The organism is Limnohabitans sp. Hippo3 (assembly GCF_003063665.1).
Lineage (GTDB): Bacteria > Pseudomonadota > Gammaproteobacteria > Burkholderiales > Burkholderiaceae_C > Limnohabitans_A.
This window is the reverse complement of the sequence record NZ_NESF01000010.1, coordinates 40,901-64,520: the sequence shown is the minus strand read 5'-3', so window position 1 is coordinate 64,520 and position 23,620 is coordinate 40,901. Positions and strand designations below refer to the sequence as shown.

Genomic DNA, 23,620 nt, shown 5'->3' with positions numbered 1-23,620 from the left:
GACGGGTGATGACCTTGCTCAACGAAACCCATAACCCGGCCCTGCAAAGCTGGCTCGCCTCAGCCAACAGCGCAGGCTGTGACTTCCCGATCCAGAACCTGCCGTTTGCGGTGTTCCGCCGCAAGGGCTCGGCCGAAGCCTTCCGTGGTGGCGTGGCCATTGGCGACCAGATCGTGGACCTGGCTGCACTCGCCAAGTCAGGCCTCCTGAAAGGCGAAGCCGCCACTGCGGCACAAGCGGGTGCGCAAGACAAACTCAACGCCTTGATGGCGCTGGGCAGCACCGCCTGGAGCGCGCTGCGCCTGGCCCTGTCACGCGCCCTGCGCGAAGGCTCGACAGTCCAGGCCGCCTTGCAAACCTGCCTGGTGCCGCAAGCCGAGGCCGAATACGGCGTGCCCGCCCGCATCGGCGACTACACCGACTTCTACACCTCGGTCTACCACGCCACCAACATCGGCAAACAATTTCGCCCGGACAACCCGCTGCTGCCCAACTACAAATGGGTGCCGATTGGCTACCACGGCCGCGCGTCCAGCATTGGCGTGTCCGGCCAGCAGTTTCACCGCCCTGTGGGCCAAACCATGCCGCCCGGCACCACCGAGCCATCGTTCGGCCCCTGCAAGCGGCTGGACATCGAGCTGGAGCTGGGCATTTTCATCGGCACCGGCAACGCTTTGGGCGAACCGGTCGCCATCACCGAAGCCGAAGACCATGTGTTCGGCATCTGCCTGCTCAACGACTGGTCGGCGCGGGACATCCAGGGCTGGGAATACCAGCCCCTGGGCCCCTTCCTGTCAAAGAACTTTGCGTCCACCGTCTCGCCCTGGGTCGTCACGCTCGAAGCGCTGTCCCCCTACCGCGTGGCCTTCACCCGGCCCGAGGGCGACCCGCAGCCCATGGCCTATCTGGACTCCGAAGCCAACCGCACGCAAGGTGCTTTCGACATCCAGCTGCAAGTGGGCCTGCAAACGCCCAAGATGCGTGAAGCCGGACAGGCGGACGCCAGCATCTGCCGCACCAGCTACCGCCACGCCTACTGGACAGTAGCGCAAATGGTTGCACACCACACGGTGAACGGCTGCAACCTGCAGCCGGGCGACCTGTTTGGCAGCGGCACGCTCTCAGGCCCGACGCTGGACCAGGCCGCAGCCCTGATCGAGCTGACCACGGGTGGCAAGAACCCGATTGCGCTGCCGAATGGCGAGCAACGCACCTGGCTGGAAGACGGTGACAGCGTGGTGCTGCGCGGCTGGTGCGAGCGCGATGGCGCAGCGCGGATCGGCTTTGGCGAATGCGTGGGCACGGTGCTGCCTGCACGGGTGCCTTGATCACGGTCGACCTGATCGGGCGTCTATGGCTTCGGTGGGGAATGGATACCCACATACGCGGGTATGACAGCTCCACTTGTCACGCCCGACTTGATCGGGTGTTCGTGCCTCCGGTAGGGAATGGATGCCCGCCTGCGCGGGTATGACAGACCTTTGTCGCCCCCGACTTGATCGGGGGCCCATGACAGCCATCACCAAGTGTCGATGGCCAAGGTGCCATCGACGGGCTTCACCCGCCCGGCCTGCAGCCCCGCCACCAGCCACTCGCGCGTGGTGGCCGGGTCGATCACCGCATCGATCTCCAGCGTGGCCGCCATGTTGATCGCGCTGCCGTTGTCGTATTGCTGCGCCAGCAGCTGCTCAAACAGGGCTTCACGCTCGGGGCCCTCGGGCACGGCTTCGAGTTCCTTGCGATAACCAAGACGTACCGCACCTTCCAGGCCCATGCCGCCAAACTCGCCCGTGGGCCAGGCCACCGTGGCCAGGGTTTCATGAAAGCCCCCACCCGTCATGGCCATCGCACCCAGCCCGTAGCCCTTGCGCAGCACCACGCTGAGCAGCGGCACCCGCAGATGCGCCGCCACCACGAACAGGCGCGAGACGTGGCGCACCTGCGCGGTAGCTTCGGTGTCGGGCCCCACCATGAAACCGGGTGTGTCCACCAGGCTCACCATGGGCAGACCGTGCGCGTTGCACAGCTGCATGAAACGGGCCGCCTTGTCGGCCGCGTCGGCGTCGATCGCGCCGCCCAGATGCAAAGGGTTGTTGGCCAACAGCCCCACCGGGTGCCCGGCCACGCGGGCCAGTGCGGTGTGGATGCCCACGCCAAAACCCGTGCGCAACATCAAGAGGCTGCCTTCGTCGGCGATGCCCTGCATGGCCGCGCGGGTGTCGTACACACGCAGGCGGTTTTCCGGCACCACATGGCGCAGGGCTTGCGCGTCTGGCGCTTGCCAAGAAGCTGCCGCGCCCTGAAAGAAAGACAGGTAATGCCGCGCCGCCGCCACAGCTTGCGCTTCGTTATCCACCAGCACATCGATCACGCCGTTGTTGTGCTGCACGTCGCTGGGGCCAATCTGCTCGGGCTTGAAGACACCCAACCCGCCGCCTTCGACCATGGCCGGGCCGCCCATGCCAATGTTGCTGCCGCGTGTGGCGATGATCACATCGCAGCACCCCAGCAACGCTGCATTGCCTGCAAAACAGCGCCCCGCCACCACGCCCACCACCGGCACCCGGCCATTGAGGCGCGCAAACGAGGCAAAGGTGGCCAGGTTCAGGCCCGCCACGATGGCCACATCCACATCGCCCGGCCTGCCGCCCCCGCCTTCGGCCAACAGCACCACGGGCAAGTGGTTTTGCAGGGCCACGCCCAGCATGCGGTCGGTCTTCTGGTGGTTGCGCATGCCCTGCGTGCCCGCCAGCACGGTGAAGTCGTAGGCCATGACCACGACGCGCTGGCCGTTGACGCAGCCGATGCCGGTGACCATGCCGTCGGCCGGGGTGTTGCGCATCAGGTCGTCGGAGCTGCGGCGGCGGCTTTGCGCGGCCACGGCCAAGGCGCCGTATTCGACAAAGGAATCGGGATCGCACAGATCAGCGATGTTTTCGCGGGCGGTGCGCAGCCCCAAGGCATGGCGCTTGGCCACGGCTTCGGGGCGTGCAGCATCCTGGGTGAAGGCCAGGCGCTCTTGCAGTTTTTGCAAATCGGCGCGGCCCTTTGAAAAGGGGGCGCTTGGCGTGTGGGCGGCAAGCGCCTCAGGTCGGGACGCATCCTCGGCCAAGGGCACGAGCACACCCAGCACCTCGCCTTCGGCCACCGCCTCGCCTGCCTGAAAGTAGAGCTCGCCCACACGCCCGGGCTGGTTGGCGCGGATTTCGTGCTCCATTTTCATGGCTTCCAGAATGACCAACACGTCGCCTGTGGCCACGGTCGCACCGGGGGCCACCAACCATTGAACCAGTTGCGCCTGAAGGGGAGAATGGATGTTGTGCATCCATTCATTGTGCGCGGCTGCCCCGGCGACAGCGGGTCAAGTCCGGGACAATTTAAACTGGGTTTTTGCATGCGTCCGAACAAGCCCATGAACTTTGAACCCCTGATCGAACTGACCCGCAACGGCATCCAGGAATGCGTGCACATGGGCGCGCTGGCCGTGACCGACACCGAAGGCCGGGTGCTGGCCCAGGTGGGCAACCCACACTGGCTGTGCTTCACCCGCTCCACCCTCAAGGCCATGCAGGCGCTGCCGCTGGTGCAGTCGGGCGGGGTGGCGCATTTCGGTTTCACGCCCACCGAGCTGGCCCTGATGTGCGCCAGCCACAACGGCGAGGACATGCACGTCGAGCAGGTCACATCCATCCTGCGCAAAATTGGCAGCAACACGCGCCAGATGCGCTGCGGCTGCCATGTGCCCTACCGTTTCACCTTTTTCGACCGCCCCATGCCCGAGGGCTTTGCCTACGACGAGCGGCACCACAACTGCAGCGGCAAGCACAGCGGCTTTCTGGCCTACTGCGTGCAGCACGGCCTGCCCACTGAGGCGTATACCGAGGTGGACCACCCGCTGCAACAAAAGATTCGGCAGGCCGTGGCGCACCTGGCGGGTCTGCGCGAAGAAGATCTGGCGCTGGGCATCGACGGCTGCTCGGCCCCCAACTACGCCATGCCCCTGTCGCGCCTGGCCCGCAGCTATGCCCGGCTGGCCCAGCCGGAGTCAGACGGCCTGTACGGCGAGAGCCTGCAACAACTGGGCGAGGCCATGAGTGCCCACCCCGAGCTGGTCTCGGGCACGGGCCGCAACGACGCCGACTTCATGCGGGTCGGCCGGGGCGACTGGGTCACCAAAGTAGGTGCAGACGGCGTGCAGGTGGTGGGCAGCCGTTCGCGGGGGCAGGCCCTGGCCATCAAGATCATGGACGGCAACAAGGCGGCGCTGTTTGCCGCCACCGTGGAGGCGCTGGACCAACTGGGCTGGCTGGACGATGCGCAGCGTCAGGCATTGGCCCCTTGGCGTGCGCAGGTGCTGCTCAATGTCGCCGGGATGCCTGTGGGCGAGCGGCGCAGCCTGTTCCAGCTGCGCGCGGGCGAGGGCGCCTGAAACTCAGGTCTTGAGCGTTCAGCGTTGGCCAAAAATCGCCGTGCCCACCCGCACCATCGTGCTGCCCTCGGCAATGGCGGCTGCCATGTCGGCGCTCATGCCCATCGACAAGGTGTCCAGCGGGAAGCCTTGCTGGCGCAAAGCCTCGAAAAGCGCTTGGGCCCGAGCGTGCACCGCACGCATCTGCGCTTCGGTCTCGGCGGGCTCGGGAATGGTCATGAGGCCGCGCAACTGCAAGCGCGGCAAGGCGGCCACGGCCTGCGCCAGCGCGGGCAGCTCTTGCGGGCTCACGCCCGATTTGTTTTCGCCGCCGTCTATGTTCACCTGAATGCACACCTGCAAGGGTGGCAGCTCGGGCGGGCGCTGCTCGGACAGGCGCTGGGCAATTTTGAGGCGGTCCACGCTGTGCACCCAGTCGAAATGCTCGGCCACCAAGCGCGTCTTGTTGCTCTGGATCGGGCCGATGCAGTGCCATTGCAGCGGCAAATCGCGCAAGGCGGTGATTTTGTCCACCGCTTCCTGGATGTAGTTTTCGCCAAAGGCGGTTTGCCCGGCCGCATGGGCCTGTCGCACCGCATCAGGCCCCCAGGTTTTGGACACGGCCAACAGCTGCACGCTGTCCGGTGCACGGCCTGAGGCCTGGCAAGCGGCCTGAATTTGCGCCCGCACACGGGCGACGTTGTCGGCGATCGAGGAGTTCATGGTCTGAGCGTACCAAAAGCGGCGCTGTCACCCCTGATGTCTCGCAATGGTCAGCCCAAAGCACCCAGTGCGCGCCAGAACACCGACAGGCTGCCAAAATAGCCGTTTTATCCACTTCACAACGAGACACCCATGAGCCAAATCGCTGCCAAAACCTACGATGCCACCCCCGCCAAGAAAGTCGCCTTTTTGGGCCTGGGCGTGATGGGATACCCCATGGCCGGCCACCTGGCGCGTGCCGGGCACCACGTCACCGTGTACAACCGCAGCGCCGCCAAAGCCGCTGCCTGGGCCGCCGAATGCCCCGGCAACGCCACTGCCGCCACCCCGCGTGAAGCGGCAGCGGGTGCCGACATCGTATTTGCCTGCGTGGGCAACGATGCCGACTTGCGCAGCGTGGTCTTGGGGCCGGATGGCGCTTTTGCGGGCATGAAGCCCGGCGCGATCTTTGTGGACCACACCACGGCCTCGGCATCCGTCGCCCGGGAGTTGTCGGCGCAAGCGCAAAAACAGGGCCTGCAGTTCATCGATGCCCCCGTCTCGGGCGGTCAGGCTGGCGCACAGAACGGCCTGCTCACCGTCATGTGCGGTGGCGACGCTGCTGCCTTTGACGCCGTCAAGCCCGTGGGCATGGCTTTCTCTCGCGCTTTCACTTTGCTGGGCGAATCCGGTGCGGGCCAGTTGGCCAAAATGGTCAACCAGATTTGCATTGCCGGTCTGGTGCAGGGCCTGTCTGAGGCGATCGCCTTCGGCCAGCAAGCCGGGCTGGACATGCACCAGGTGCTGGACGTGATCGGCAAGGGTGCGGCGCAAAGCTGGCAGATGGACAACCGCGGCAAGACCATGGCCGACGACAAATTCGAATTCGGTTTTGCGGTGGACTGGATGCGCAAGGACCTGGGCCTAGTGCTGGACGAAGCCAAGCGCAACGGTGCCCGCCTGCCTGTGACCGCCCTGGTCGATCAGTTTTACGCCGATGTCCAAAAAATGGGCGGTGGCCGCTGGGACACTTCCAGCCTGATCCGCCGTCTGCGCTGAGCGGCTAACCACAGGTCATCGCCAGCCGCTCAACGCGGCTGAGATGGCCTTGGCAAAAAAAAGAGCGGCCCACAGGCCGCTCTTTTTTGTGGCGCATCCCCGTTGTTACTTGGACAAAGGTGGCTGGCTCAAGCGCTTGAGTTCTTCTTCAGAAATCTCGTCAAACACGCGCACGACTTTGGTCACGCCACCGATGCCGCGCACGATGTCGCTGGCACGTTTGGCTTCACGGGCGGTCACACGGCCCATCAAATACACGATGCCCCGCTCGGTGACCACCTTGATAGAGTTGACCTGCAGGTCTTTGGCGTCGATGAAGGCAGCCTTGGCCTGGCTGGTGGTCACCGTGTCTTTGGAGCGCTGGGTCAGGCTGCTGGGGGGTGCCACCGCCAAGTCGTTCACCACAGACTGCACGTTTTCCTGGCTTTGCGCCAATTTTTCAGCGCGGTCCTTGTCGGCCTGCGTGCGGGCCTCGCCAGTGAGCAGCACCTTGCGGTTGAAGCTGGTCACATTCAGGTGCACACGGTCACCCAGCTCCTGACGCACGGCGCTGGCCACTTTGAGCTCGATGCCCTCGTCTTCCACCTGCGCACCCGTGGTGCGTCGGTCGGTGGCCACAATGCCGGTCATGACCGCGCCGCCCACGATCAACGGTGCGCAGCCGGAGAGCGCCGTCAAGGTGCTGGCCAACACGGCACTGGTCAAAACCCAAGATTGAAGATTGCGTTTCATTTAAACAGGCTCCTGTTCACCCAACAACTGGGTGTCAATTCCATCACACAGACAATGCAGCACCAGGTGCTGCACCTCACGAATTCTTGCCGCCCGCTCGTGCGGCACGCACACATGCACATCGGTTTCACGCAACTGGCGGGCCAGGCCACCGCCATGGTGTCCGGTCAAGGCCAGCACCGTCATTTCACGGTCGTGGGCGGCCTGAACTGCGTCGATCAGGGCCGGCTCACCGCCATCGGCACTGATGAGCACCAGCACATCACCGGTTTGGCCCAGTGCCAGCACCTGGCGGGCCAAGGCCTGACCATCGGCCCAGCGGGTGGCCGTCAAGGTGTCCGAGGCCAATGCCATGGCCGCCAAACCCGGGCGCTCACGCTCAAACCCGCCCACCAGCAAATTGGCCAGGTACTTGGCCAATGCAGCAGATGGGCCCATGCCACCGACCAGAACTTTGCCACCCCCTGTAACGCAGGCCAGAACCGCCTGAACAGCCGCATCCACAGGCTTGGCCAAGGTCTCGGCCACCTGGTAGTGCAGATCGGCACTGTCGATGAAATGTTGTTGGATTCGAAGGTCTAGCATGCGCAGGGAATGATAACCCCGCCCACAGCGCTGCCGCCCTGAAATACAGTTTTTTACCCGGGATTTCAGGCGGCATCAAAAGCGGCCTGCAGCCATTGCGGACCGGTCGCCTCGATGGTCACCACGTCAAAGCGTGCCGGGGGCAGTTGACGCCATCGCAAAAGGTAATGGTGAGCCGCAAAAACAATGCGTCTTTGCTTGGCGTGGCCAATGCTCGCGGCCGCCCCGCCATGGTCGGTGCGGCTGCGTTTTCTGACCTCGACAAACACCACCGTGCCATCACCCGCCTGCATGATCAGGTCGATTTCACCGCCGCCACGGCCGGGCGTCCGATAATTGCGCTGCAGCAGGCGCAAACCGCGCGCCTGCAAATAGGCCAGCGCCTCGTCTTCGCCCGCATCACCCCGGGCCTTGGTGGTCTGGCCCACCTTGTCTTTTTTGAGGAATTGCATTGACGCCCTCTCCCTTGTCTGCCTCGTTCGCCAAAGCCCTGGAGGCCGCGCACGACGCCGCCGGATCGCAAAACCACCCGGCCAGCACACTGTATGTCGTGGCGACCCCGATTGGCAACCTCGCCGACATCAGCCTGCGTGCCTTGCATGTTTTGTCGCAGGTGGATGCCGTTGCCTGCGAGGACACCCGCCACACCCAGCAGCTGCTCAGGGCCTATGGTCTGGACCGCCCTGGCTCGCAGCTGTTGGCGGTTCACCAGCACAACGAAGCCGAAGCCGCCCACAACGTAATCACCCGCCTGGGCCAAGGCGAGCGGGTGGCGTACGTGAGCGATGCAGGCACTCCCGCCATCAGTGACCCCGGTGCCCGGCTGGTGAGCGCCGTGCGCCAAGCCGGTTACCGCGTGTTGCCCTTGCCGGGGGCCAGCAGTGTGACCACCGCGCTCAGCGCATCGGGCATGACGGGTGACAACGGTTTTGTGTTCGCGGGTTTTTTACCCAGCAAGTCAGCCGAACGCGCACGCGCCGTGCAAAGCCTGGCGATGGAAAGCCGAGCCGTGGTGCTGCTGGAAGCACCGCACCGCATCGAAGCCTTGGCACAAGCGCTGTCGATGCTGGGCGAACGCGCCATCACTGTCGGGCGCGAGTTGACCAAGCAATTTGAACAAATCGAAACCCTCAGCGCTCAGGCCCTACCGGGCTGGCTGGCTGAAAAACCCGAGCGCCTGCGCGGTGAGTTTGTGCTGGTGCTGCACGACGCGCCAGTGGCGGCATCTGCAGGCGAGGGCCTGCGGGTGTTGCAAGTGCTGCTGCCCGAACTGCCCCTGAAAACCGCCGTCAAACTCGCTGCCGAGATCACGGGCGAGTCCAAAAACGAGCTTTACGACAAGGCCCTGGCACTGAAGAACGGCTGACCGCTGCGCAAGCGGCCGCTCGCATATGGGATCAGCCTTTTGGTGGGAGCGAGCCCCTGCTCGCGAATTTTGGCCGGAGCCACATCACGCATTCGGCCGCAGGGGCAGCCTCCCACAACAAAGGCTTCAAATTTTTTACAGCACGGGTGCCGCTAGCGAAAGGTTTCAGCGCTTGCGCAGACCCAGCCACATGACGGTGGCGACCACCACCAAAGCGCCTACCAATTGCATGGGCGCGATCGTTTGCCCCAAGAGCGCCCAGGCCAGCACCAGCGCAAAGACCGGCTCCACATTCATGATGGCCGAGTTGCCCACCACGCCCAACTTGGGCAGCACGGTGAACATGATGGTGAAGGCCGTGCCGTACAAAAACGTCAAGGCCCCCAGGCCCCACCAGCCTGCACTGGCGTTGGGCAAATGGATGCCGCTTTGGGTCAGCGCCACCACAGCCGCCAAAATCGCCACCGTGCCCATGGTGGTGAAAGTGCGCAAGCGCCCGTCCACATCGGCTGCTTCGTGCTGGGTGATGACCAGCGCCAAACCGAAGGTGGCGGACGCAGCCAGCGCAAATGCCACGCCTGCGCCAATCTGTCCCCAATGCTCGGCAGCCCCGAGGCCTGAAGCCGCGCCCAGCACATCCAGCGCCAGCGCCAGACCCAGCAGCATCACCGGCATGGCCAGCAAGACCATGCGCTCAGGGCGGTGGCCGTACAGGAGACGCGCCCAAAACGCGGTCAACAAAGGGTAGGTGTTGAAGGCCAGCAAGGCCAAGGCCACGGGCAAGCGTGCCACGGCCGAGTAAAGGCAAACACTTTGAACGGCGATCAAAGCGCCGATCAACAAGAGGCTTTTTCGGTGACGGCCCGTGAGTTGCAGCGAGACCTTTTGTTGCCACAGAATCAAGGCGACCACGAAGGCGGTGACGGTGCTGCGAAAAGTGACGGCGGTCACCACGTCCACCCCATGATTGAAGGCCGTGCGGGCCGCGACATGGTTGGCGCCCATCATCAGGGCGATCAGCAAGAGCGTGAGGAATCCGGTCAGGGACAACCGGGACAAGGGAGCGGGGGGTGCTGAGGCGGAGGACATGGGGGCAATTTAACGCCCCGCAAGCCCGGGAGATGACATCCAAGCGACTGGATGAAGGGGGTCAGGCCCCGGCGTAGGTGTTGGCAGCGCGTTTGTTTTTCAGTCGCTCTGCGCGGGCCATGGCCTCGTGGATGTCGTCGCGTTCGATGTCCTGCACGGTCTTGAAATACAGAACACCCAGAAAAACCATCAAAACACCCAAGAGAAGCATTGAAATCAACATAAAAGCACCTTTTAATACCAAAGCATCTAGAATTGTTTGTTGAGGTGATTATGAGCGAAAGATACTGCTTAAGTTGTTAAAGATTGTTAGATGGGTGCCGTTCAACGGTCAGCGCGGGCCTCGTACAGCCCCAGCCCTTGGGCATGCAAGCGGCTGAGCCCCAGCAAAACATCGGTCAGTGGCGTTGGGACCTGGGTGAGTTGACCCAACTCACGCACCGCCGACACCAGCGCATCGAGCTCGACAGGCTTTGACGCCTGCACGTCCTGCAGCATGGAGGTGCGAAACGCCCCCAGTTTGCGCGTCACCGCATGACGGTCTTCTGGCTCCTGCGCAATGGGGATGCCGATCTGTGCTCCGATGGCTTTGGCTTCGAGCATGACGCCCGAGATGAATTGGCGCACCAAGGGGTCGTCCAGGATCCGATCGGTGGTGGCCCCGGTGAAGGCGCTGATCGGGTTGATCGTCATATTGCCCCAAAGTTTGTACCAGATGTCTTTCTGGATTTGCGGCGACAGCGTGGCATTGAAGCCCGCCAGACGCATCAGCGCGTGCAGCGCTTGCACACGCGGGGTGGTCTCTCCAGAAGGCTCGCCCACGATCAGGCCGTCACCAAAATGGTGGCGAATGACGCCAGGCGCATCCACCGAGCAGCTGGCATGGACCACGCAGCCGATGATGTGCCGAGCAGGCAAGGCACGGGCGATGGCACCGCCCGGGTCCACCGCATCGAGCGAACGCCCAGCCACCAGGCCGCCGAAACCCTGCAAAAACCACCACGGCACACCGTTCATGGCCGTCAGCACCACGGTGTGCGGGCCGATCAACGGACCCACCTGCTGTGCCACTGTGGCCAAGGCCGGGGCCTTGACAGCGATCACCACCAGGTCCTGCTCGCCCAGCGCGGCAGCATCGCTGGAGGCCTTCACGGACACGGTGTGCAACTCACCGCCTTGATGCAATTGCAAGCCGTGCTGCTGCAAAGCTTGCAGCGTGTCCCCGCGTGCCAATACGCTGAGCTGCGCACGAGCATGGGCCAGGTGCACGCCCATCCAGCCGCCGATGGCTCCTGCACCGACGATGGCGATTTTTTGGAATGGCATCTCGTTCATCTTGTCGTTCATGCACGCCACCCCGCATCGATACGGTCCACCTGGCGCACCAGGGCATCAAACACATCCTGTCCTGCACCGTGGTTCGGGTTGAACTGCAGCGCGTCGCGCGTGCATTGGGCGGCAATCGCTTCGGGCACGGGAATCGGTGTGCCCATGCTTTGCGTGGCCAGCTGGATTTCGCAGGCGCGCTGCAGCGTCCACAAGATCGCAAAGGCCTGCGGCAAGGTATGACCCCAGGACAACAAGCCATGGTTGCGCAAAATCACAGCGGGCTTGTCGCCAATGCTCTGGAGCACACGCGGGCCCTCTTCGGCGTGGATGGTGATGCCCTCGAAGTCGTGGTAAGCCACCATGCCGTGCAACTGCGCCGAATAAAAATTGCTTTGCGACAGCCCCCCCTCCAGGCACGCCACCGCCACGCCCGCCGTGGTGTGGGTGTGCATCACGCAGTGCGCGCCTTCGATGCCGCCGTGCAGCGTGGCATGCACCACGAACCCGGCGGGGTTGACCTTGTAGGGCGAGCCATCGAGCACCTCGCCTTGCAGGTTGATCTTGACCAGGTTGCTGGCGGTGACTTCGCTGTAATGCAGCCCAAAAGGGTTGATCAAGAAATGCTTTTCGCCCCCTGTGGCACTGTCGGGCAGACGCAGCGTGATGTGGTTGTAGATCATCTCGGTCCAGCCGAGCATGGCAAACACGCGGTAGCAGCTGGCCAGCTGGCGTCGCGCCTGCCATTCATCAGGGTGCATGTGCGCTGGGGCAGGCACATCGGTGGGCACAGATTTCAAAATGGCATTCATGGCGCGAACTCCAGACTTTTGAAAATCAAGCCTCGGCGGTGAAGCCGATGGTCTTGACGATGGGAGCCCACTTGGCCGTGTCCTTGCGGATCAGCTCGGTGAGCTCGGCGGGCGAGCTGGACATGGCCTCCAGGCCAAAAGTGGCCAGGCCGTCGATCACGTCCTTGGATGCCAGGGCGCTCTTGACGGCCACATTCAGGCGCGCCACCACCTCGGGCGTGGCCTTGGCAGGCAGGAAGAAGGCGAACCACTCGCTGTGCACCATGTCCTTGAGGCCTTGCTCAGCGTAAGTGGGCACATCGGGCGCGAAACGGTTGCGCTTGGCACCCGATGTGGCCAGGATGCGCACCTTGCCCGTGGGCAGGTGCTGGGTGATGTCACCGATGGGGCCGCTGACTGCTGCGATCTGGCCGCCCAGCAGGTCGAGCATGGCCGGTTGGGTGCCACGGTAAGCGACGTGCTTGATCTCGACCCCGGCATGGCGTCCGAGCAAAGCGCCCACAAAGTGCGGCGTAGAGCCTGCGGCGGGCGAGCCGAAGTTAGCCAAAGTGGGGTTGGCCTTGGCCCAGGCCATGAAGTCGTTGATGTTTTTGACGCTGTCGGGCACAGCCGGGCCCACGGCAAAGCCGAAGTCGAACACGCAAGCCAAAGACACCGGGCTCAGGTCGGTAGCCGGGTCGTAACTGAGCTTTTTGTAGATGTGCGGGTAAATCGTCAGCATCGAGGTAGGCGTCTGCAGCATGGTGCTGCCATCGGCCGGCTGGCTCTTGACGAACTGGATGGCGATTTGGCCGCCCGCACCCGTCTTGTTTTCAACCACAGCGGTCTTGGCGTAGCTGCCCGTCAGGCGAGCGGCCACGCGGCGGCAAGTGGTGTCCGAGGTGCCCCCGGCGGCAAAGCCGGTGACGATCTTGAAGTTGTCAATCTGGGCCTGGGCCATGACCTGCTGGCCCAGTGTGGCCAGTACAGCGCCGGCACTGGCGGATTGGACGAATTGACGACGGGAAATGCGCATGGAAGTCTCCTGGTTGAATGTAAAAAACGCTCGCTGAAAAATGGAATGAGGCCACTGGCACCGCGTCAATAAGTCTGGCCTTTGTCGGCCGACACCGCCTTGACTGTGGTTTTGAAGTGCGCAGCCAGCTCGGCAGTCTGGCGCATCAGGATTTGCGTGTCCAGACCCACCGCGACAAACACTGCGCCCAGTTTCAGGTACTGCTCGGCCAACTGACGGTCGGGGGTCAGGATGCCCGGCGCCTTGCCGGCTTTCAGGATACGGGCGATCGCGTCGGCAATCGCGGCCTGCACATCGGGGTGCGCGGCGTTGCCCACATGGCCCATGGAGGCCGAGAGGTCGGCTGGGCCAATGAACACGCCGTCCACGCCGGGCGTGGCGACGATGGCATCGAGGTTCTTCAGCGCTTCACGTGATTCGACCTGCACCAGCAGGCAAACCTCTTCGTTGGCGCGCTTGAAGTAGTCGCTGTAGTGACCCCAGCGCGAAGCACGTGCCCCGGCCATGCCCCGCACGCCGCCCTGCCCGTCGTCTTGCGGGTAACGCATGGCACGCACCAACTGCGCGGCCTGCTCGGCGGTATCGACCATGGGCACCAGGATGTTTTGCGCCCCCAGGTCCAGGTATTGTTTGATGAGCGCCGTCTCCCCCACAGGTACACGGCACACCGGGTGGCTGACGGGGTAAGCAGCCAGGGTTTGCAACTGGGCCTGGATGCTGGACAGATCGTTGGGCGCGTGTTCACCGTCAATCACCAACCAATCGAATCCGGCCAAAGCACAGATTTCGGCGGTGTAGGCGCTGGCCAGTCCCATCCACAGGCCGATTTGGGGCTGTTGGTTTTGCAGGGCTTGTTTGAATAGATTCACAGGGGTGTTCATGGCGAAGTTCCTCTCGTTAAAGGCCAAATGGCTCACAGGATGTTGGGGCCGGGGTGGCGGCTTGGGCAATGTGGCAAAGCGAAGCGCCTCTGAGCCCGGGCCGCCACCCCGGCCCCAGCAGCCTCCCGCTAACGCAAGACGAAGCCACTGCAGACGCATCCAAAGGCTCAAACAAACCGAAACTCCAGCTTACCCAGCGGCCCGTAGTCCACCTCAAACAGATCGCCCACTTTGGCGGGCGCGGGTTTGGTGAACGAGCCGGCCAGAACAATTTCGCCCGCCTGAAGGTGTTCACCCCAGGGGGCCAGCTTGTTGGCCAGCCAGGCGATGCCGACGGCCGGGTGACCTTGCACGCCCGCCGCCAGACCCGTTTCCTCGACCACGCCGTTTTGGCGTAGCACCGCACCGCACCAGGGCAAGTCGGTGGTGAGCGGGTCGACCCGCTTGGCGCCGAGCACGATGCCTGCGTTGGCCGCGTTGTCGCTGATGGTGTCGTACACCTTGCGCATGGCCTTGGTATGGCGGTCAAACTGCTCGATGCGCGAGTCGATGATTTCGATGGCGGGCGTCACGTAGTCGGTGGCGTCCAGCACCTGCTCCACGGTCACATCGGGGCCGCGCAGCTCTTTTTTGAGGATGAAAGCCAGCTCCACCTCGACACGGGGCGCGATGAAATCTGTGAAGGGGATGTCCAGCACTTGACCGGGGGTGCAGGTGTAGAGCATGTCGTCCAGCAGGGTGCCGTAATCGGGCTCGTCGATCTGGCTGGACACCTGCATGGCGCGGCTGGTCAGACCGATCTTGTGGCCGATCATCTTTCTGCCTTCGGCGAACTTGAGCTGCATCCAGGCGCGGTTGATGCGGTAACCGTCCTCGACGGTCATGCCCGCAAAGCGCTTGGAAAATTGCTCGATCTGGGTGCGCGATTTTTCGGACTGGTTCAGCTCTTGGGCGAGCTGCTGGATCAAGGCGTCGTCAAACATGTTGGTATTTCCCTGTGGGAGCGCGCCCCTGCGCGCGAATCGCTAATGGACCACCATGCATTCGCGAGCAGGGGCTCGCTCCCACACCCGTCAGGATCAATGTCATGTCAAGCCTTATTGAAAAGCGGATGGAGGTTGCTGTGCTTGGCGTCGAACACTTCGGGGCCAACGTCGATCTGCAGCGTGATGCCGATGTGGCGCTGGGCCATCACCGGCGCGAAGAAGGCTTTGGCCACCTCGACCAGCGTGGTGCCTGCGCGATGCTGCGTGGCTTCGGTGCGGCCACGGCCCATGCGCAGGTTCAGGTAGACAAAGGCGTAGTCGCCTGTGCCCCCCGCAGCCAGGCCTGCAGCGCCGCCATCGGCCACCGCGTAGTGAGGCGCGGGGTAGGCCAGCACGCGCGTGCCGCCGGTGGGAAAGACCTGTTTGCCGGCTTCGTCTTGCACAGTGAGCATGGCGTCGGCCATCTGGCGGCACAGTTGCTTCATCTCGACTTCCTGGTCGAGTTGGCCGGTGTAAAGAATCACAAGGTGGGGCATGCTGGTCTCCTCACAGCCGCGTGCTGATCGCGGTGTAGCCCTCGGCCTGGCTGGCCACCGCCGCAGGGATGTGCGAGCCGTCTTGCGGCGTCACGTCAAAAATCGCGTTGAGCTGGCCCGTGCCGCTCGCACCGAAGTAAGGCGTGACCATGTCCACGCCACCGTCGTAGCCCGTCCAACCCAGTGCGCCCATCAGCATGGCGGTGTCGTGCATGAAGCCTTCGCCGTGGCCTTTGCTGGCGTACTCGGGCAGCATCTCGCAAAAGGCTTTCCACTCACGGCGTTCCCACATCTGCAACACCTGCTTGTCAAGTTGCTCCAGGAAAGGACTCCAGATTTTGTGGGCGTATTCGGGGGCCAGGCCGTTTTGCGCGAAACGGTGCGACAGCGAGCCGCTGGCCAGGAAGGCCACCTTGCCGTCGTAGTGCTTTTCCACCGCCTCGCGCATGGCCCAGCCCAGGCGCGCGCTGTCATTCAGGTAATGCACCATGCACAAAGCCGAGACCGAGACCACCTTGAAGTGCTGGTCTTCGTTCATGTAGCGCAGCGGCACCAGCGTGCCGTACTCGGGGTCGAGCGTAGTGTTGTCGTGCGCCAGCGTTTCCACGCCATGTTCATTGGCAACCTTGGCCAGCAGATGCCCCAGCTCGGGGTTGCCGGGCGACTCGAACGCCATGTGGTTGATGAAGTGGGGGAGCTCGTTGCTGGTGTAGCTGCCCTTGAAGTGCGGCGCGCAGTTGATGTGGTAGTTCGCATTCACCAGCCAGTGCGTGTCAAACACCACCAAGGTGTCCACACCGAGCGCACGGCAGCGGCGGCTGATTTCCTTGTGGCCGTCGATGGCGCTTTGGCGTGTGCCAAAGCGCGGCCCGGGAATTTCACTCAGGTACATGCTGGGCACGTGGGTGATTTTGGCGGCCAATGCGAGCTTACCCATGGCGAGCACTCCTGGTGTTTTCGAGTTGTCCCATGGTCAAACTCCCCAGTGCGGGATGTGGTGACCGCCGAGGCTCACCGCCACGTTTTTCGGTTCGCAGAACACTTCGTAGCTCCAGGTGCCGCCTTCGCGGCCGGTGCCGCTGGCCTTGGTGCCGCCGAAGGGCTGGCGCAGGTCGCGCACGTTCTGGCTGTTGACGAAGCACATGCCCGCTTCGATGGCCGCGGCCACGCGATGGGCACGGCCAATGTTCTCGGTCCAGACGTAGCTGGACAGGCCGTAGTCGATGTCGTTGGCTTTCTCGATGGCGTCCGCCTCGTCCCTGAAAGGGATCAGGCAGGCCACCGGGCCGAAGATTTCTTCTTGTGCGATGCGCATGCGGTTGTCCACGTCGGCGAACACCGTGGGCCAGACGAAGTTGCCGCCCTTCACATGCGCGGGCAGATCGGCGGCGTAGCTGGGTTGGTCCAGCCCGCCGCAGAGCAGGGTTGCGCCCTCTTTGGGGCCCAGCTCGATGTAGCTGCGCACCTTGGCCAGGTGATTCTTGCTGATCATCGGGCCGACGATGGTTTTTTCGTCGAGCGGATCGCCCACCACGATGCGCCTGGCGCGCTCGGCAAATTTCGCGGCGAAGTCGGCGTAGATGCTTTGCTGCACCAGGATGCGGCTGCCGGCGGTGCAGCGCTCGCCGTTGTTGCTGAAGATCATGAACACGGCCGCGTCCAAAGCGCGGTCGAGGTCGGCATCTTCAAAAATCACAAAGGGGCTCTTGCCGCCGAGTTCCATGCTGAACTTTTTGAGGCCCGCGCTTTGCACGATCCGGTTGCCGGTGACGGTGGAGCCAGTGAAGCTGATGGCGCGCACATCGCGGTGCGAAACCAGGGGCTCGCCCGCCTCCTTGCCGTAGCCGTGCACCAGATTCAGCACACCCGCAGGCACGCCCGCCTCCAGCGCCAGCTCACCCAAGCGGGCGGCCGTGAGGGGCGAGAGTTCGCTCATCTTGAGCACGGCGGTGTTGCCAAAAGCCAGGCAGGGCGCGACCTTCCAGGTGGCGGTCATGAAAGGCACATTCCACGGGCTGATGAGCGCGCACACGCCCACCGGGTGGAACAGGGTGTAGTTCAGGTGCGTGGGCGTGGGGTAGGTGTGACCGTCCACACGGGTGCACATCTCGGCGAAGTAATGGAAGTTGTCGGCCGCGCGTGGCACCAGCTGCTTGCCGGTCTGGCTGATGGTCTGGCCACAATCTTTCGTCTCGGTTTCCGAGATGTCAGGCACGTGTTTCGTGATCAGGTCGCCCAACTTGCGCATGATTTTCGCGCGCTCGGTCGCGGGGGTGGCGGCCCACTTCGGGAAGGCGGCTTTTGCGGCTGCGACGGCAGCGTTGACTTCGATCTCGCCGCCCGAGGCGACTTCGGCCAACACCTCTTGCGTGGCGGGGTTGACGGTTTCGAAGTAGTCGCTGCCCGCGACACTCTTGCCGTTGATCAGGTGGTTGATTTTCATATCGTGTCTTTCTTTCAGGCTTGTCGGGGCTAAAGCCACCGACCTACTGGGCTGTCATTCCCGCGAACGCGGGAATCCATGCAGGCAAGACGCCAACACCGTGGATCCCCGCATGCGCGGGGATGACGAGCAGTGGTTTGCAGTCTGTATGTGTCATGTTCACGCAGCAACAATGGTGTTGGTCAAAGCCCCGATGCCTTCGATTTCGGTGACGATCACGTCGCCGGGCTGGCAGTCCACGATGCCGTCGGGGGTGCCGGTCAGAATCAGGTCGCCGGGATTGAGCGTCATGAAACTGCTGAAATATTCGATCAGCGTGGGCACATCAAAAATCATGTCGGCGGTGCTGCCGCTTTGCGTGACCTGGCCATTGACGGTGGTCTGTAACTTGAGCGCCATGGGGTTCGGGATGTCGGCTGCGTCCACCAGCCAAGGGCCAATCGGTGTGCAGGTGTCGCGGTTCTTCACGCGCAGGTTGGGGCGGTACCAGTTTTCCAGGTAATCGCGGATGGCGTAGTCATTGGCCACGGTGTAGCCGGCAATGTGGTCGTAGGCATCTGCCTTCTTCACATGGCGCGCCGTGCGGCCGATCACCACCGCCAGCTCGCATTCGTAATGCATGTAGGCCACATCCGCCGGGCGCTTGGTGAAGGCTTTGTGGCCGATCAGCGAGGCTTCTCCCTTCATGAAGGCCAGCGGTTCTTCGGGCGCCTTGAAGGCCAATTCCTTGGCGTGGTCGGCGTAGTTCAGGCCCAGCGCGATCACGGTGCGTGCCTGAGCTGTGGGTGCGAGCGGAGGCAGCCAGACGACCTCGTCAAAAGCCACGCAGCGGCCCTTGTGCGGACCCTGGGTGATGAGCAACTGGCCGTCGGCTTCAACGGCTTGCTGAATGGCGCCGGACCAGGCGATGCGGGCGTGTTTCATGCGGCACCTCGAACCGTAGTGATGACCGAGGCGAAACCTGGCGCGGAAATCTCCACCTGGTCACCGGCTTTGGCGCGTGGGCGCGTGCCGTCTGCCAAGCAGTCGGTGCCGACCATCAGCACATCACCGGGTTGCAGCGTCATGAACTCGTCCACATCGGCCAGCAGTGCGGGCAGATTGCGCATCAGACCACGCAGATTGACGGTTTGCACCCGCTCGCCGTTGCGGCGCACATCCATTTGCAATGTGGCCCAGTCCTCCACCTTTCCAGCCATGACCTGTGCGGGGAAGCCCAGAAAACCGTCGCGGCAGCGGAACTTGACCGGTGGGCGGTAATAGCTGGTGTGCGGCACGCTCCAGTCATTGAGCAGCACCGCGCCCACGACCTGCGCCTGTTCACCGATCACCAGACCCAGCGTGGCGCCGATGTCCACTTCGCTCACGCCGTCCTGCAGCAGCAGGTCCTGCCCAGCGGGGCAGAAAGTGTTGGCCGTCTTGACGTAAAGCACGGGCGCTTGGGGTGCGGCCTTGTGCGGATCCTGCGTCATGCGCGCAGACCACAGGTCCCACTCGCGGCGAAAATTGAGCAAGGTGCCGTACACCGTGCCCTTCGGGGTCCATCGGGGGGTCCACGGGTTCATCGTTCTTCTTCCTCGGCCAGTTCCTCGGCGGTTTCGGTGTCAGGGCTCTCCAGCGCGATCAGTTCATCCAGCAGGGCATACATCTGTCTGAGCTTGCCTTTGCCCAACTGCTGCTCCATCCAGCTGTAATGGGCCTCAATGGTTTGCGACAGCGCCTGCACCTTGTCCAAGCCCAGAGCCGTGGCACGCACCACACTGCGGCGGGCGTCCTGCGGGCAGCGCTCGCGCACGATCAGGCCATCGCGCTCCATGCGCGAGAGCACACCGGTCAGACTGGGCCCCAGTAGGTAGGCCTCGCGGGCGACACGACCGGTTTCGATGCCTGCCGGCTCATGGGCATGCTCGCCCAGCACCCGCAGCACACGCCATTGCTGGTCAGACAGACCATGCTCGCGCAGGCTGGGGCGCGTGTGGGCCATGACGGCCTCACGCGCCTGCAGCAGCAGGCGCGGCAGGTTGCGGTGGACAAAAGGGGTGGAAAGGCTCATTTATTTAACATGTTAAATGAATTCCAACCTTTACCCATGCGGGTTTCTACCGAGAAACGCCATCACGCACTCCAAGCCGATGAGACTTTTCCAATAAGATGGCTTAGCACTTGGAGGTCTCGTGGTCCTTTTCCGTCATTTGAAACATTGGTTGCTGGCCGCATGCCTGAGTCTCGTGGGACTGGGATGTGCCGCCCAGTCTGCGTCGGATTGCAAACCCGCCCCCGAAAATGTCGCCGAGTTGGTGCAAATCCGTCCACGTTTTCATACGGTCAAGGGGCCTTTGGCTGAATTTGACCCTTGTCACAAAGCATCCAGGCTGTCCGTTCCCACCCGCTGGAATGGCAGTCCGCTGCCCAGCAAACCCCCTTTGGTCATCATTGCGCACGGCGGCGGCGGCCTGGGCATGCTTGAAAACAACCTGGCCACAGCGCTGCGCAAGCACGACATCGCCACACTGGTTTTTGACGCTTACCAACTCAACGGTTTTTACCAAGGCTACCCATTCTGGGGCTCGCAAGCGACCAACGAGTCGCGCCAGCGCATGATTTACAAGGCCGCCCTGGGCGCTTACGAATGGGCCCTCAAGCAGTCCGACAAAATCGACACCCGGGCCATCTTCCTGCAAGGCGTGTCAAACGGTGCAGCGGTGGTGGCCAACCTGGCCAGCGTGGTCAGTCCCGAACATGTTCGAGCTGTCATTCCAGAAGGCCTGCCAGGCATGGGCATCGGCTTGCCCGACACGGTGGCTGTACCCGTCCGGCTTGTTTTTGGCAAGTTGGACAACTACGGGGGCAAGCACCAAGAGGACTGGATGTGGCAACGCCAGGAGAGCTGTCGTGTCAACCGTCTGCCCAGCCCCGAGATCCCGATGGGGAATGCACAACAATGCAACGGACGACAAAACCCGGCAGACATGACCGAGAAACCCATCGACTGGATGCAGCGGCTCAAAACCCAAGGCGCAGACATCGACGTTTGGTTTTACGACGACGCTGCCCACGGCATTTTTCAGGGTCCCATCGACCGAAAAATGCTGACCTATGGCACAGACAACACCACTTTCTCATGGACCGGCTCCAACCCTTCCGCCAAGGAAAAAATGTTGGCCGATCTGGTCAAGCTGATCCAAAGCTCACGGCCTTGACACAAACACATGAAGCCCCATCACCGATTGCTGGACATCCTGCCTCCTATCGTGCAAGCCCCCATGGCTGGCGTGCAAAACCACCGACTTGCAGCCTCTGTGTGCGAAGCCGGTGGCCTAGGTTCACTGCCGGCAGCCATGCTGGGCCCAGACGCGTTGCACGCCGAATTGACGGCGCTGAAGGCCCTGACAGACCGGCCGTTCAACGTCAACTTCTTTTGCCACGCCCCGCCCGCACCCGATGCCGCCCGTCAGCAGGCCTGGCATCGGACCCTGGAACCTTATTACCGCGAACTGGGGCTCGACCCTGAAACCATTCCGACAGGACCGGGGCGCGTGCCCTTCAGGGCCGAAGCGGCCCATGTGCTGGAGGCCTTTCGTCCAGCGGTGGTGAGTTTTCACTTTGGACTGCCGTCTCCCGAACTGGTCGCACGCGTCAAAAGCTGGGGCAGCCTGGTCCTGTCTTCGGCCACCACCGTGGCCGAAGCCTTGTGGCTGCAGGCCCACGGGGCGGACGCCATCATTGCGCAGGGCCTGGAGGCCGGGGGACACCGAGGCATGTTCCTCACCGACGAGCTCAGCACCCAGGTGGGCACCTTTGCCCTGCTGCCCCAGATCGTGCAGGCGGTCCAATTGCCGGTGATTGCGGCTGGCGGGATCAGCAGCGCGGCAGGCATCGCGGCCGCCAAGGCGCTGGGCGCCGCAGGCGTGCAGGTCGGCACTGCCTACCTCTGCAGCCACGAAGCCACCACCAGCGCTCTGCACCGCAGCGCTCTGCAGTCGCCCGCCGCGCAGCACACCGCCTTGACGACCCTGTTTTCTGGACGCCCGGCGCGCGGCATCGTCAATCGCTTGATGCGCGAACTCGGGCCCCTCAACGCTGCAGCACCCGCTTTTCCGTTGGCCACGGCCGCCATCGCGCCCCTGCGCGCGGCCGCAGAAGCGGCGGGCAGCAGCGATTTCACGCCGCTGTGGTCGGGCCAGAACGCCAGTGGTTGCCGCGATTTACCCGCCGCCGACATCACCCGCGAATTTCTGCAGGCATGGGTAAGCGCATGAGCCTTGCGCTCAGGCACACTTGCACCCCATGGCCAAAGACAAATCGATATTCACCTGCACCGAATGCGGCGGCATCAGCGCCCGCTGGATGGGCAAATGCCCCAGCTGCAACGCCTGGAACACCCTGATCGAAGGCCGCACCGAGCCAACGGCTGGCAAAAACCGCTTTGGCTCGGTCCATGCCTCGCTGGCCCCCACCTCAGAGGTGTTGCCACTCGCCCAAATCGAAGCGGCCGACTTCGAGCGCCACCCCACCGGCATTGACGAACTCGACCGGGTGCTGGGCGGTGGCATGGTCGAAGGCGGCGTGGTGCTGATCGGCGGCGACCCGGGCATCGGCAAATCCACCTTGCTGCTGCAGGCGGTGGACGCGCTGCAGCGCAGCGGCATGAACACCCTGTATGTCACGGGCGAAGAAAGCGGCGCGCAAGTGGCCATGCGCTCTCGCCGTTTGGGCCTGCCGGACTCTGAGGTGCCCGTGTTGCCCGAGATCCAGCTGGAAAAGATTTTGCACACCCTGCAGTCGCGCCAGCCCGGCATCGCCATCATCGACTCGATCCAGACGGTGTATTCGGACCAACTGACCAGCGCCCCTGGCTCGGTGGCACAGGTGCGCGAATGCGCAGCGCACCTGACGCGCACCGCCAAATCCACCGGCACCACCATCGTGCTGGTCGGCCATGTGACCAAAGAAGGCGCACTGGCTGGCCCCCGTGTGCTGGAACACATGGTGGACACGGTGCTGTACTTTGAAGGCGACACGCATTCCAACTTCCGGTTGATCCGCGCCATCAAGAACCGCTTTGGCGCGGTGAACGAAATCGGCGTGTTTGCCATGACCGAAAAAGGCCTCAAGGGTGTGAGCAACCCCAGCGCCATCTTTTTGAGCCAGCACGCCGAGCCCGTGCCCGGCAGCTGCGTGATGGTCACGCTCGAAGGCACACGCCCTCTGCTGGTCGAAATTCAGGCCCTGGTGGACAGCGGCGGCCCATCGCCCCGCCGCTTGAGCGTGGGCCTGGACCGCGACCGCCTGGCGATGCTGCTGGCCGTGTTGCACCGACATGCGGGTGTGGGCTGCATGGACCAGGACGTGTTCGTGAACGCGGTGGGCGGTGTGCGCATCAGCGAACCGGCCGCCGACCTGGCCGTCATGCTGGCCATCACCAGCAGCCTGCGCGGCAAGCCCTTACCCAAAGGCTTCATCGCCTTTGGCGAGGTGGGTCTGGCCGGTGAAGTGCGCCCCGCATCGCGCGGGCAAGACCGCCTGAAAGAAGCCGCAAAACTCGGCTTCAAAGTGGCCGTGGTGCCCAAAGCCAACGCACCCAAAAAGAACGACAAAGCTTTTGAGGGCTTGACGATCTACCCGGTCGAGCGCATCGAAGAAGCCATGCAGGTGGTGCGAGGGTTGGACTGAAGGCACA

The 23,620-nt window shown here is 63.5% G+C and carries 25 protein-coding genes; 7 read left to right on the top strand and 18 right to left on the bottom strand.

Going from position 1 to position 23,620, the window contains the following annotated elements; all coding sequences use genetic code 11:
* The first annotated feature begins 8 nt into the window (after nucleotides 1–8).
* Nucleotides 9–1,328, top strand: a complete 1,320-nt coding sequence (gene fahA / locus B9Z34_RS11335) for a fumarylacetoacetase (protein WP_108428224.1) — start codon at nucleotides 9–11, stop codon at nucleotides 1,326–1,328.
* Nucleotides 1,329–1,519: 191 nt separating this feature from the next.
* Here the strand turns inward: fahA and B9Z34_RS11330 are convergent, their stop codons facing one another.
* Nucleotides 1,520–3,316, bottom strand: a complete 1,797-nt coding sequence (locus B9Z34_RS11330) for a carboxyl transferase domain-containing protein (RefSeq protein WP_369907649.1) — start codon at nucleotides 3,314–3,316, stop codon at nucleotides 1,520–1,522.
* Nucleotides 3,317–3,412: 96 nt separating this feature from the next.
* Here B9Z34_RS11330 and B9Z34_RS11325 point away from each other — a divergent pair, with 96 nt between their 5' ends.
* Nucleotides 3,413–4,429, top strand: coding sequence for an asparaginase (locus B9Z34_RS11325; protein WP_108428222.1), 1,017 nt, complete (start codon nucleotides 3,413–3,415; stop codon nucleotides 4,427–4,429).
* A gap of 18 nt (nucleotides 4,430–4,447) precedes the next feature.
* Here B9Z34_RS11325 and B9Z34_RS11320 read toward each other — a convergent pair whose 3' ends face one another.
* A complete protein-coding gene (locus B9Z34_RS11320) occupies nucleotides 4,448–5,131 on the bottom strand; it encodes a YggS family pyridoxal phosphate-dependent enzyme (RefSeq protein ID WP_108428221.1) in 684 nt (227 codons plus the stop codon).
* Between the two features lie 132 nt (nucleotides 5,132–5,263).
* Between B9Z34_RS11320 and B9Z34_RS11315 the strand changes: the two genes are divergently transcribed.
* Nucleotides 5,264–6,169, top strand: a complete 906-nt coding sequence (locus tag B9Z34_RS11315) for an NAD(P)-dependent oxidoreductase (protein ID WP_108428220.1) — start codon at nucleotides 5,264–5,266, stop codon at nucleotides 6,167–6,169.
* A 105-nt stretch (nucleotides 6,170–6,274) separates the two neighbouring features.
* On the opposite strand, the gene B9Z34_RS11310 is transcribed toward B9Z34_RS11315, so the two are convergent.
* From B9Z34_RS11310 to B9Z34_RS11300, 3 genes are all read right to left on the bottom strand, one after another.
* Nucleotides 6,275–6,901 carry a BON domain-containing protein gene (locus B9Z34_RS11310; RefSeq protein WP_108428219.1) on the bottom strand — a complete coding sequence of 209 codons (627 nt, stop codon included), beginning with the start codon at nucleotides 6,899–6,901 and terminating at the stop codon, nucleotides 6,275–6,277.
* The gene (locus B9Z34_RS11305) at nucleotides 6,902–7,486 is read right to left on the bottom strand and encodes an SIS domain-containing protein (RefSeq protein ID WP_108428218.1); all 585 of its coding nucleotides are present in this window, start codon (nucleotides 7,484–7,486) and stop codon (nucleotides 6,902–6,904) included.
* A 65-nt stretch (nucleotides 7,487–7,551) separates the two neighbouring features.
* Complete coding sequence (locus tag B9Z34_RS11300; protein WP_108428217.1) at nucleotides 7,552–7,938, bottom strand: YraN family protein; 387 nt, start codon at nucleotides 7,936–7,938, stop codon at nucleotides 7,552–7,554.
* A gap of 14 nt (nucleotides 7,939–7,952) precedes the next feature.
* Here B9Z34_RS11300 and rsmI point away from each other — a divergent pair, with 14 nt between their 5' ends.
* Nucleotides 7,953–8,852, top strand: a complete 900-nt coding sequence (gene rsmI, locus B9Z34_RS11295) for a 16S rRNA (cytidine(1402)-2'-O)-methyltransferase (RefSeq protein ID WP_108428216.1) — start codon at nucleotides 7,953–7,955, stop codon at nucleotides 8,850–8,852.
* 165 nt (nucleotides 8,853–9,017) lie between these two features.
* Here rsmI and B9Z34_RS11290 read toward each other — a convergent pair whose 3' ends face one another.
* From B9Z34_RS11290 to hpaR, 13 genes are all read right to left on the bottom strand, one after another.
* On the bottom strand, nucleotides 9,018–9,941 hold the full coding sequence (locus tag B9Z34_RS11290) for a DMT family transporter (protein ID WP_108428215.1): 924 nt from the start codon (nucleotides 9,939–9,941) through the stop codon (nucleotides 9,018–9,020).
* A gap of 61 nt (nucleotides 9,942–10,002) precedes the next feature.
* Nucleotides 10,003–10,164: a hypothetical protein gene (locus B9Z34_RS14560; RefSeq protein ID WP_158268723.1), complete on the bottom strand. Its 162-nt coding sequence runs from the start codon at nucleotides 10,162–10,164 to the stop codon at nucleotides 10,003–10,005.
* 101 nt (nucleotides 10,165–10,265) lie between these two features.
* Complete coding sequence (locus B9Z34_RS11285) at nucleotides 10,266–11,288, bottom strand: 2-dehydropantoate 2-reductase (protein WP_108428214.1); 1,023 nt, start codon at nucleotides 11,286–11,288, stop codon at nucleotides 10,266–10,268.
* Entirely contained in the window at nucleotides 11,285–12,079 is a 795-nt protein-coding gene (locus tag B9Z34_RS11280) for a class II aldolase/adducin family protein (RefSeq protein ID WP_108428213.1), read from the bottom strand. The genes B9Z34_RS11285 and B9Z34_RS11280 overlap by 4 nt, the downstream gene beginning before the upstream one ends.
* A gap of 25 nt (nucleotides 12,080–12,104) precedes the next feature.
* Nucleotides 12,105–13,094 (bottom strand): Bug family tripartite tricarboxylate transporter substrate binding protein, encoded by a 990-nt coding sequence (locus B9Z34_RS11275; RefSeq protein WP_108428212.1) that lies wholly within the window; start codon nucleotides 13,092–13,094, stop codon nucleotides 12,105–12,107.
* A 65-nt stretch (nucleotides 13,095–13,159) separates the two neighbouring features.
* Nucleotides 13,160–13,975 (bottom strand): aldolase/citrate lyase family protein, encoded by an 816-nt coding sequence (locus tag B9Z34_RS11270; RefSeq protein WP_108428211.1) that lies wholly within the window; start codon nucleotides 13,973–13,975, stop codon nucleotides 13,160–13,162.
* A 167-nt stretch (nucleotides 13,976–14,142) separates the two neighbouring features.
* Nucleotides 14,143–14,958: a 2-oxo-hept-4-ene-1,7-dioate hydratase gene (gene hpaH / locus B9Z34_RS11265; protein ID WP_108428210.1), complete on the bottom strand. Its 816-nt coding sequence runs from the start codon at nucleotides 14,956–14,958 to the stop codon at nucleotides 14,143–14,145.
* Between the two features lie 107 nt (nucleotides 14,959–15,065).
* A complete protein-coding gene (locus B9Z34_RS11260; RefSeq protein WP_108428209.1) occupies nucleotides 15,066–15,497 on the bottom strand; it encodes a 5-carboxymethyl-2-hydroxymuconate Delta-isomerase in 432 nt (143 codons plus the stop codon).
* 10 nt (nucleotides 15,498–15,507) lie between these two features.
* Nucleotides 15,508–16,434 (bottom strand): 3,4-dihydroxyphenylacetate 2,3-dioxygenase, encoded by a 927-nt coding sequence (gene hpaD, locus B9Z34_RS11255; RefSeq protein ID WP_108428280.1) that lies wholly within the window; start codon nucleotides 16,432–16,434, stop codon nucleotides 15,508–15,510.
* 36 nt (nucleotides 16,435–16,470) lie between these two features.
* Entirely contained in the window at nucleotides 16,471–17,940 is a 1,470-nt protein-coding gene (hpaE, locus tag B9Z34_RS11250; RefSeq protein WP_108428208.1) for a 5-carboxymethyl-2-hydroxymuconate semialdehyde dehydrogenase, read from the bottom strand.
* A 159-nt stretch (nucleotides 17,941–18,099) separates the two neighbouring features.
* Nucleotides 18,100–18,864, bottom strand: coding sequence for a fumarylacetoacetate hydrolase family protein (locus B9Z34_RS11245; RefSeq protein ID WP_108428207.1), 765 nt, complete (start codon nucleotides 18,862–18,864; stop codon nucleotides 18,100–18,102).
* Nucleotides 18,861–19,505 (bottom strand): fumarylacetoacetate hydrolase family protein, encoded by a 645-nt coding sequence (locus B9Z34_RS11240; protein ID WP_108428206.1) that lies wholly within the window; start codon nucleotides 19,503–19,505, stop codon nucleotides 18,861–18,863. The genes B9Z34_RS11245 and B9Z34_RS11240 overlap by 4 nt, the downstream gene beginning before the upstream one ends.
* Complete coding sequence (gene hpaR, locus B9Z34_RS11235; protein ID WP_108428205.1) at nucleotides 19,502–19,993, bottom strand: homoprotocatechuate degradation operon regulator HpaR; 492 nt, start codon at nucleotides 19,991–19,993, stop codon at nucleotides 19,502–19,504. The genes B9Z34_RS11240 and hpaR overlap by 4 nt, the downstream gene beginning before the upstream one ends.
* Before the next feature lie 370 nt (nucleotides 19,994–20,363).
* Between hpaR and B9Z34_RS11230 the strand changes: the two genes are divergently transcribed.
* From B9Z34_RS11230 to radA, 3 genes are read left to right on the top strand one after another with little or no spacing between them, the layout of a single operon-like run.
* Entirely contained in the window at nucleotides 20,364–21,140 is a 777-nt protein-coding gene (locus tag B9Z34_RS11230; RefSeq protein WP_146179654.1) for a hypothetical protein, read from the top strand.
* A 9-nt stretch (nucleotides 21,141–21,149) separates the two neighbouring features.
* On the top strand, nucleotides 21,150–22,199 hold the full coding sequence (locus B9Z34_RS11225) for a nitronate monooxygenase family protein (RefSeq protein WP_108428203.1): 1,050 nt from the start codon (nucleotides 21,150–21,152) through the stop codon (nucleotides 22,197–22,199).
* Between the two features lie 28 nt (nucleotides 22,200–22,227).
* Complete coding sequence (radA, locus tag B9Z34_RS11220; RefSeq protein ID WP_108428202.1) at nucleotides 22,228–23,613, top strand: DNA repair protein RadA; 1,386 nt, start codon at nucleotides 22,228–22,230, stop codon at nucleotides 23,611–23,613.
* Nucleotides 23,614–23,620: the final 7 nt, after the last annotated feature.

Coding starts and splice junctions, on each gene's coding strand:
- hpaD (WP_108428280.1), bottom strand. CDS start 16,434: ATGGGTAAGCTCGCATTGGCCGCCAAAATCACCCACGTGCCCAGCATG.
- B9Z34_RS11245 (WP_108428207.1), bottom strand. CDS start 18,864: ATGAAACACGCCCGCATCGCCTGGTCCGGCGCCATTCAGCAAGCCGTT.
- B9Z34_RS11285 (WP_108428214.1), bottom strand. CDS start 11,288: ATGAACGACAAGATGAACGAGATGCCATTCCAAAAAATCGCCATCGTC.
- B9Z34_RS11325 (WP_108428222.1), top strand. CDS start 3,413: ATGAACTTTGAACCCCTGATCGAACTGACCCGCAACGGCATCCAGGAA.
- B9Z34_RS14560 (WP_158268723.1), bottom strand. CDS start 10,164: ATGTTGATTTCAATGCTTCTCTTGGGTGTTTTGATGGTTTTTCTGGGT.
- hpaR (WP_108428205.1), bottom strand. CDS start 19,993: ATGAGCCTTTCCACCCCTTTTGTCCACCGCAACCTGCCGCGCCTGCTG.
- radA (WP_108428202.1), top strand. CDS start 22,228: ATGGCCAAAGACAAATCGATATTCACCTGCACCGAATGCGGCGGCATC.
- B9Z34_RS11315 (WP_108428220.1), top strand. CDS start 5,264: ATGAGCCAAATCGCTGCCAAAACCTACGATGCCACCCCCGCCAAGAAA.
- B9Z34_RS11260 (WP_108428209.1), bottom strand. CDS start 15,497: ATGCCCCACCTTGTGATTCTTTACACCGGCCAACTCGACCAGGAAGTC.
- B9Z34_RS11225 (WP_108428203.1), top strand. CDS start 21,150: ATGAAGCCCCATCACCGATTGCTGGACATCCTGCCTCCTATCGTGCAA.
- hpaH (WP_108428210.1), bottom strand. CDS start 14,958: ATGTTTGACGACGCCTTGATCCAGCAGCTCGCCCAAGAGCTGAACCAG.
- B9Z34_RS11310 (WP_108428219.1), bottom strand. CDS start 6,901: ATGAAACGCAATCTTCAATCTTGGGTTTTGACCAGTGCCGTGTTGGCC.
- B9Z34_RS11240 (WP_108428206.1), bottom strand. CDS start 19,505: ATGAACCCGTGGACCCCCCGATGGACCCCGAAGGGCACGGTGTACGGC.
- B9Z34_RS11275 (WP_108428212.1), bottom strand. CDS start 13,094: ATGCGCATTTCCCGTCGTCAATTCGTCCAATCCGCCAGTGCCGGCGCT.
- B9Z34_RS11270 (WP_108428211.1), bottom strand. CDS start 13,975: ATGAACACCCCTGTGAATCTATTCAAACAAGCCCTGCAAAACCAACAG.
- B9Z34_RS11290 (WP_108428215.1), bottom strand. CDS start 9,941: ATGTCCTCCGCCTCAGCACCCCCCGCTCCCTTGTCCCGGTTGTCCCTG.
- B9Z34_RS11320 (WP_108428221.1), bottom strand. CDS start 5,131: ATGAACTCCTCGATCGCCGACAACGTCGCCCGTGTGCGGGCGCAAATT.
- fahA (WP_108428224.1), top strand. CDS start 9: ATGACCTTGCTCAACGAAACCCATAACCCGGCCCTGCAAAGCTGGCTC.
- hpaE (WP_108428208.1), bottom strand. CDS start 17,940: ATGAAAATCAACCACCTGATCAACGGCAAGAGTGTCGCGGGCAGCGAC.
- B9Z34_RS11300 (WP_108428217.1), bottom strand. CDS start 7,938: ATGCAATTCCTCAAAAAAGACAAGGTGGGCCAGACCACCAAGGCCCGG.
- B9Z34_RS11280 (WP_108428213.1), bottom strand. CDS start 12,079: ATGAATGCCATTTTGAAATCTGTGCCCACCGATGTGCCTGCCCCAGCG.
- B9Z34_RS11305 (WP_108428218.1), bottom strand. CDS start 7,486: ATGCTAGACCTTCGAATCCAACAACATTTCATCGACAGTGCCGATCTG.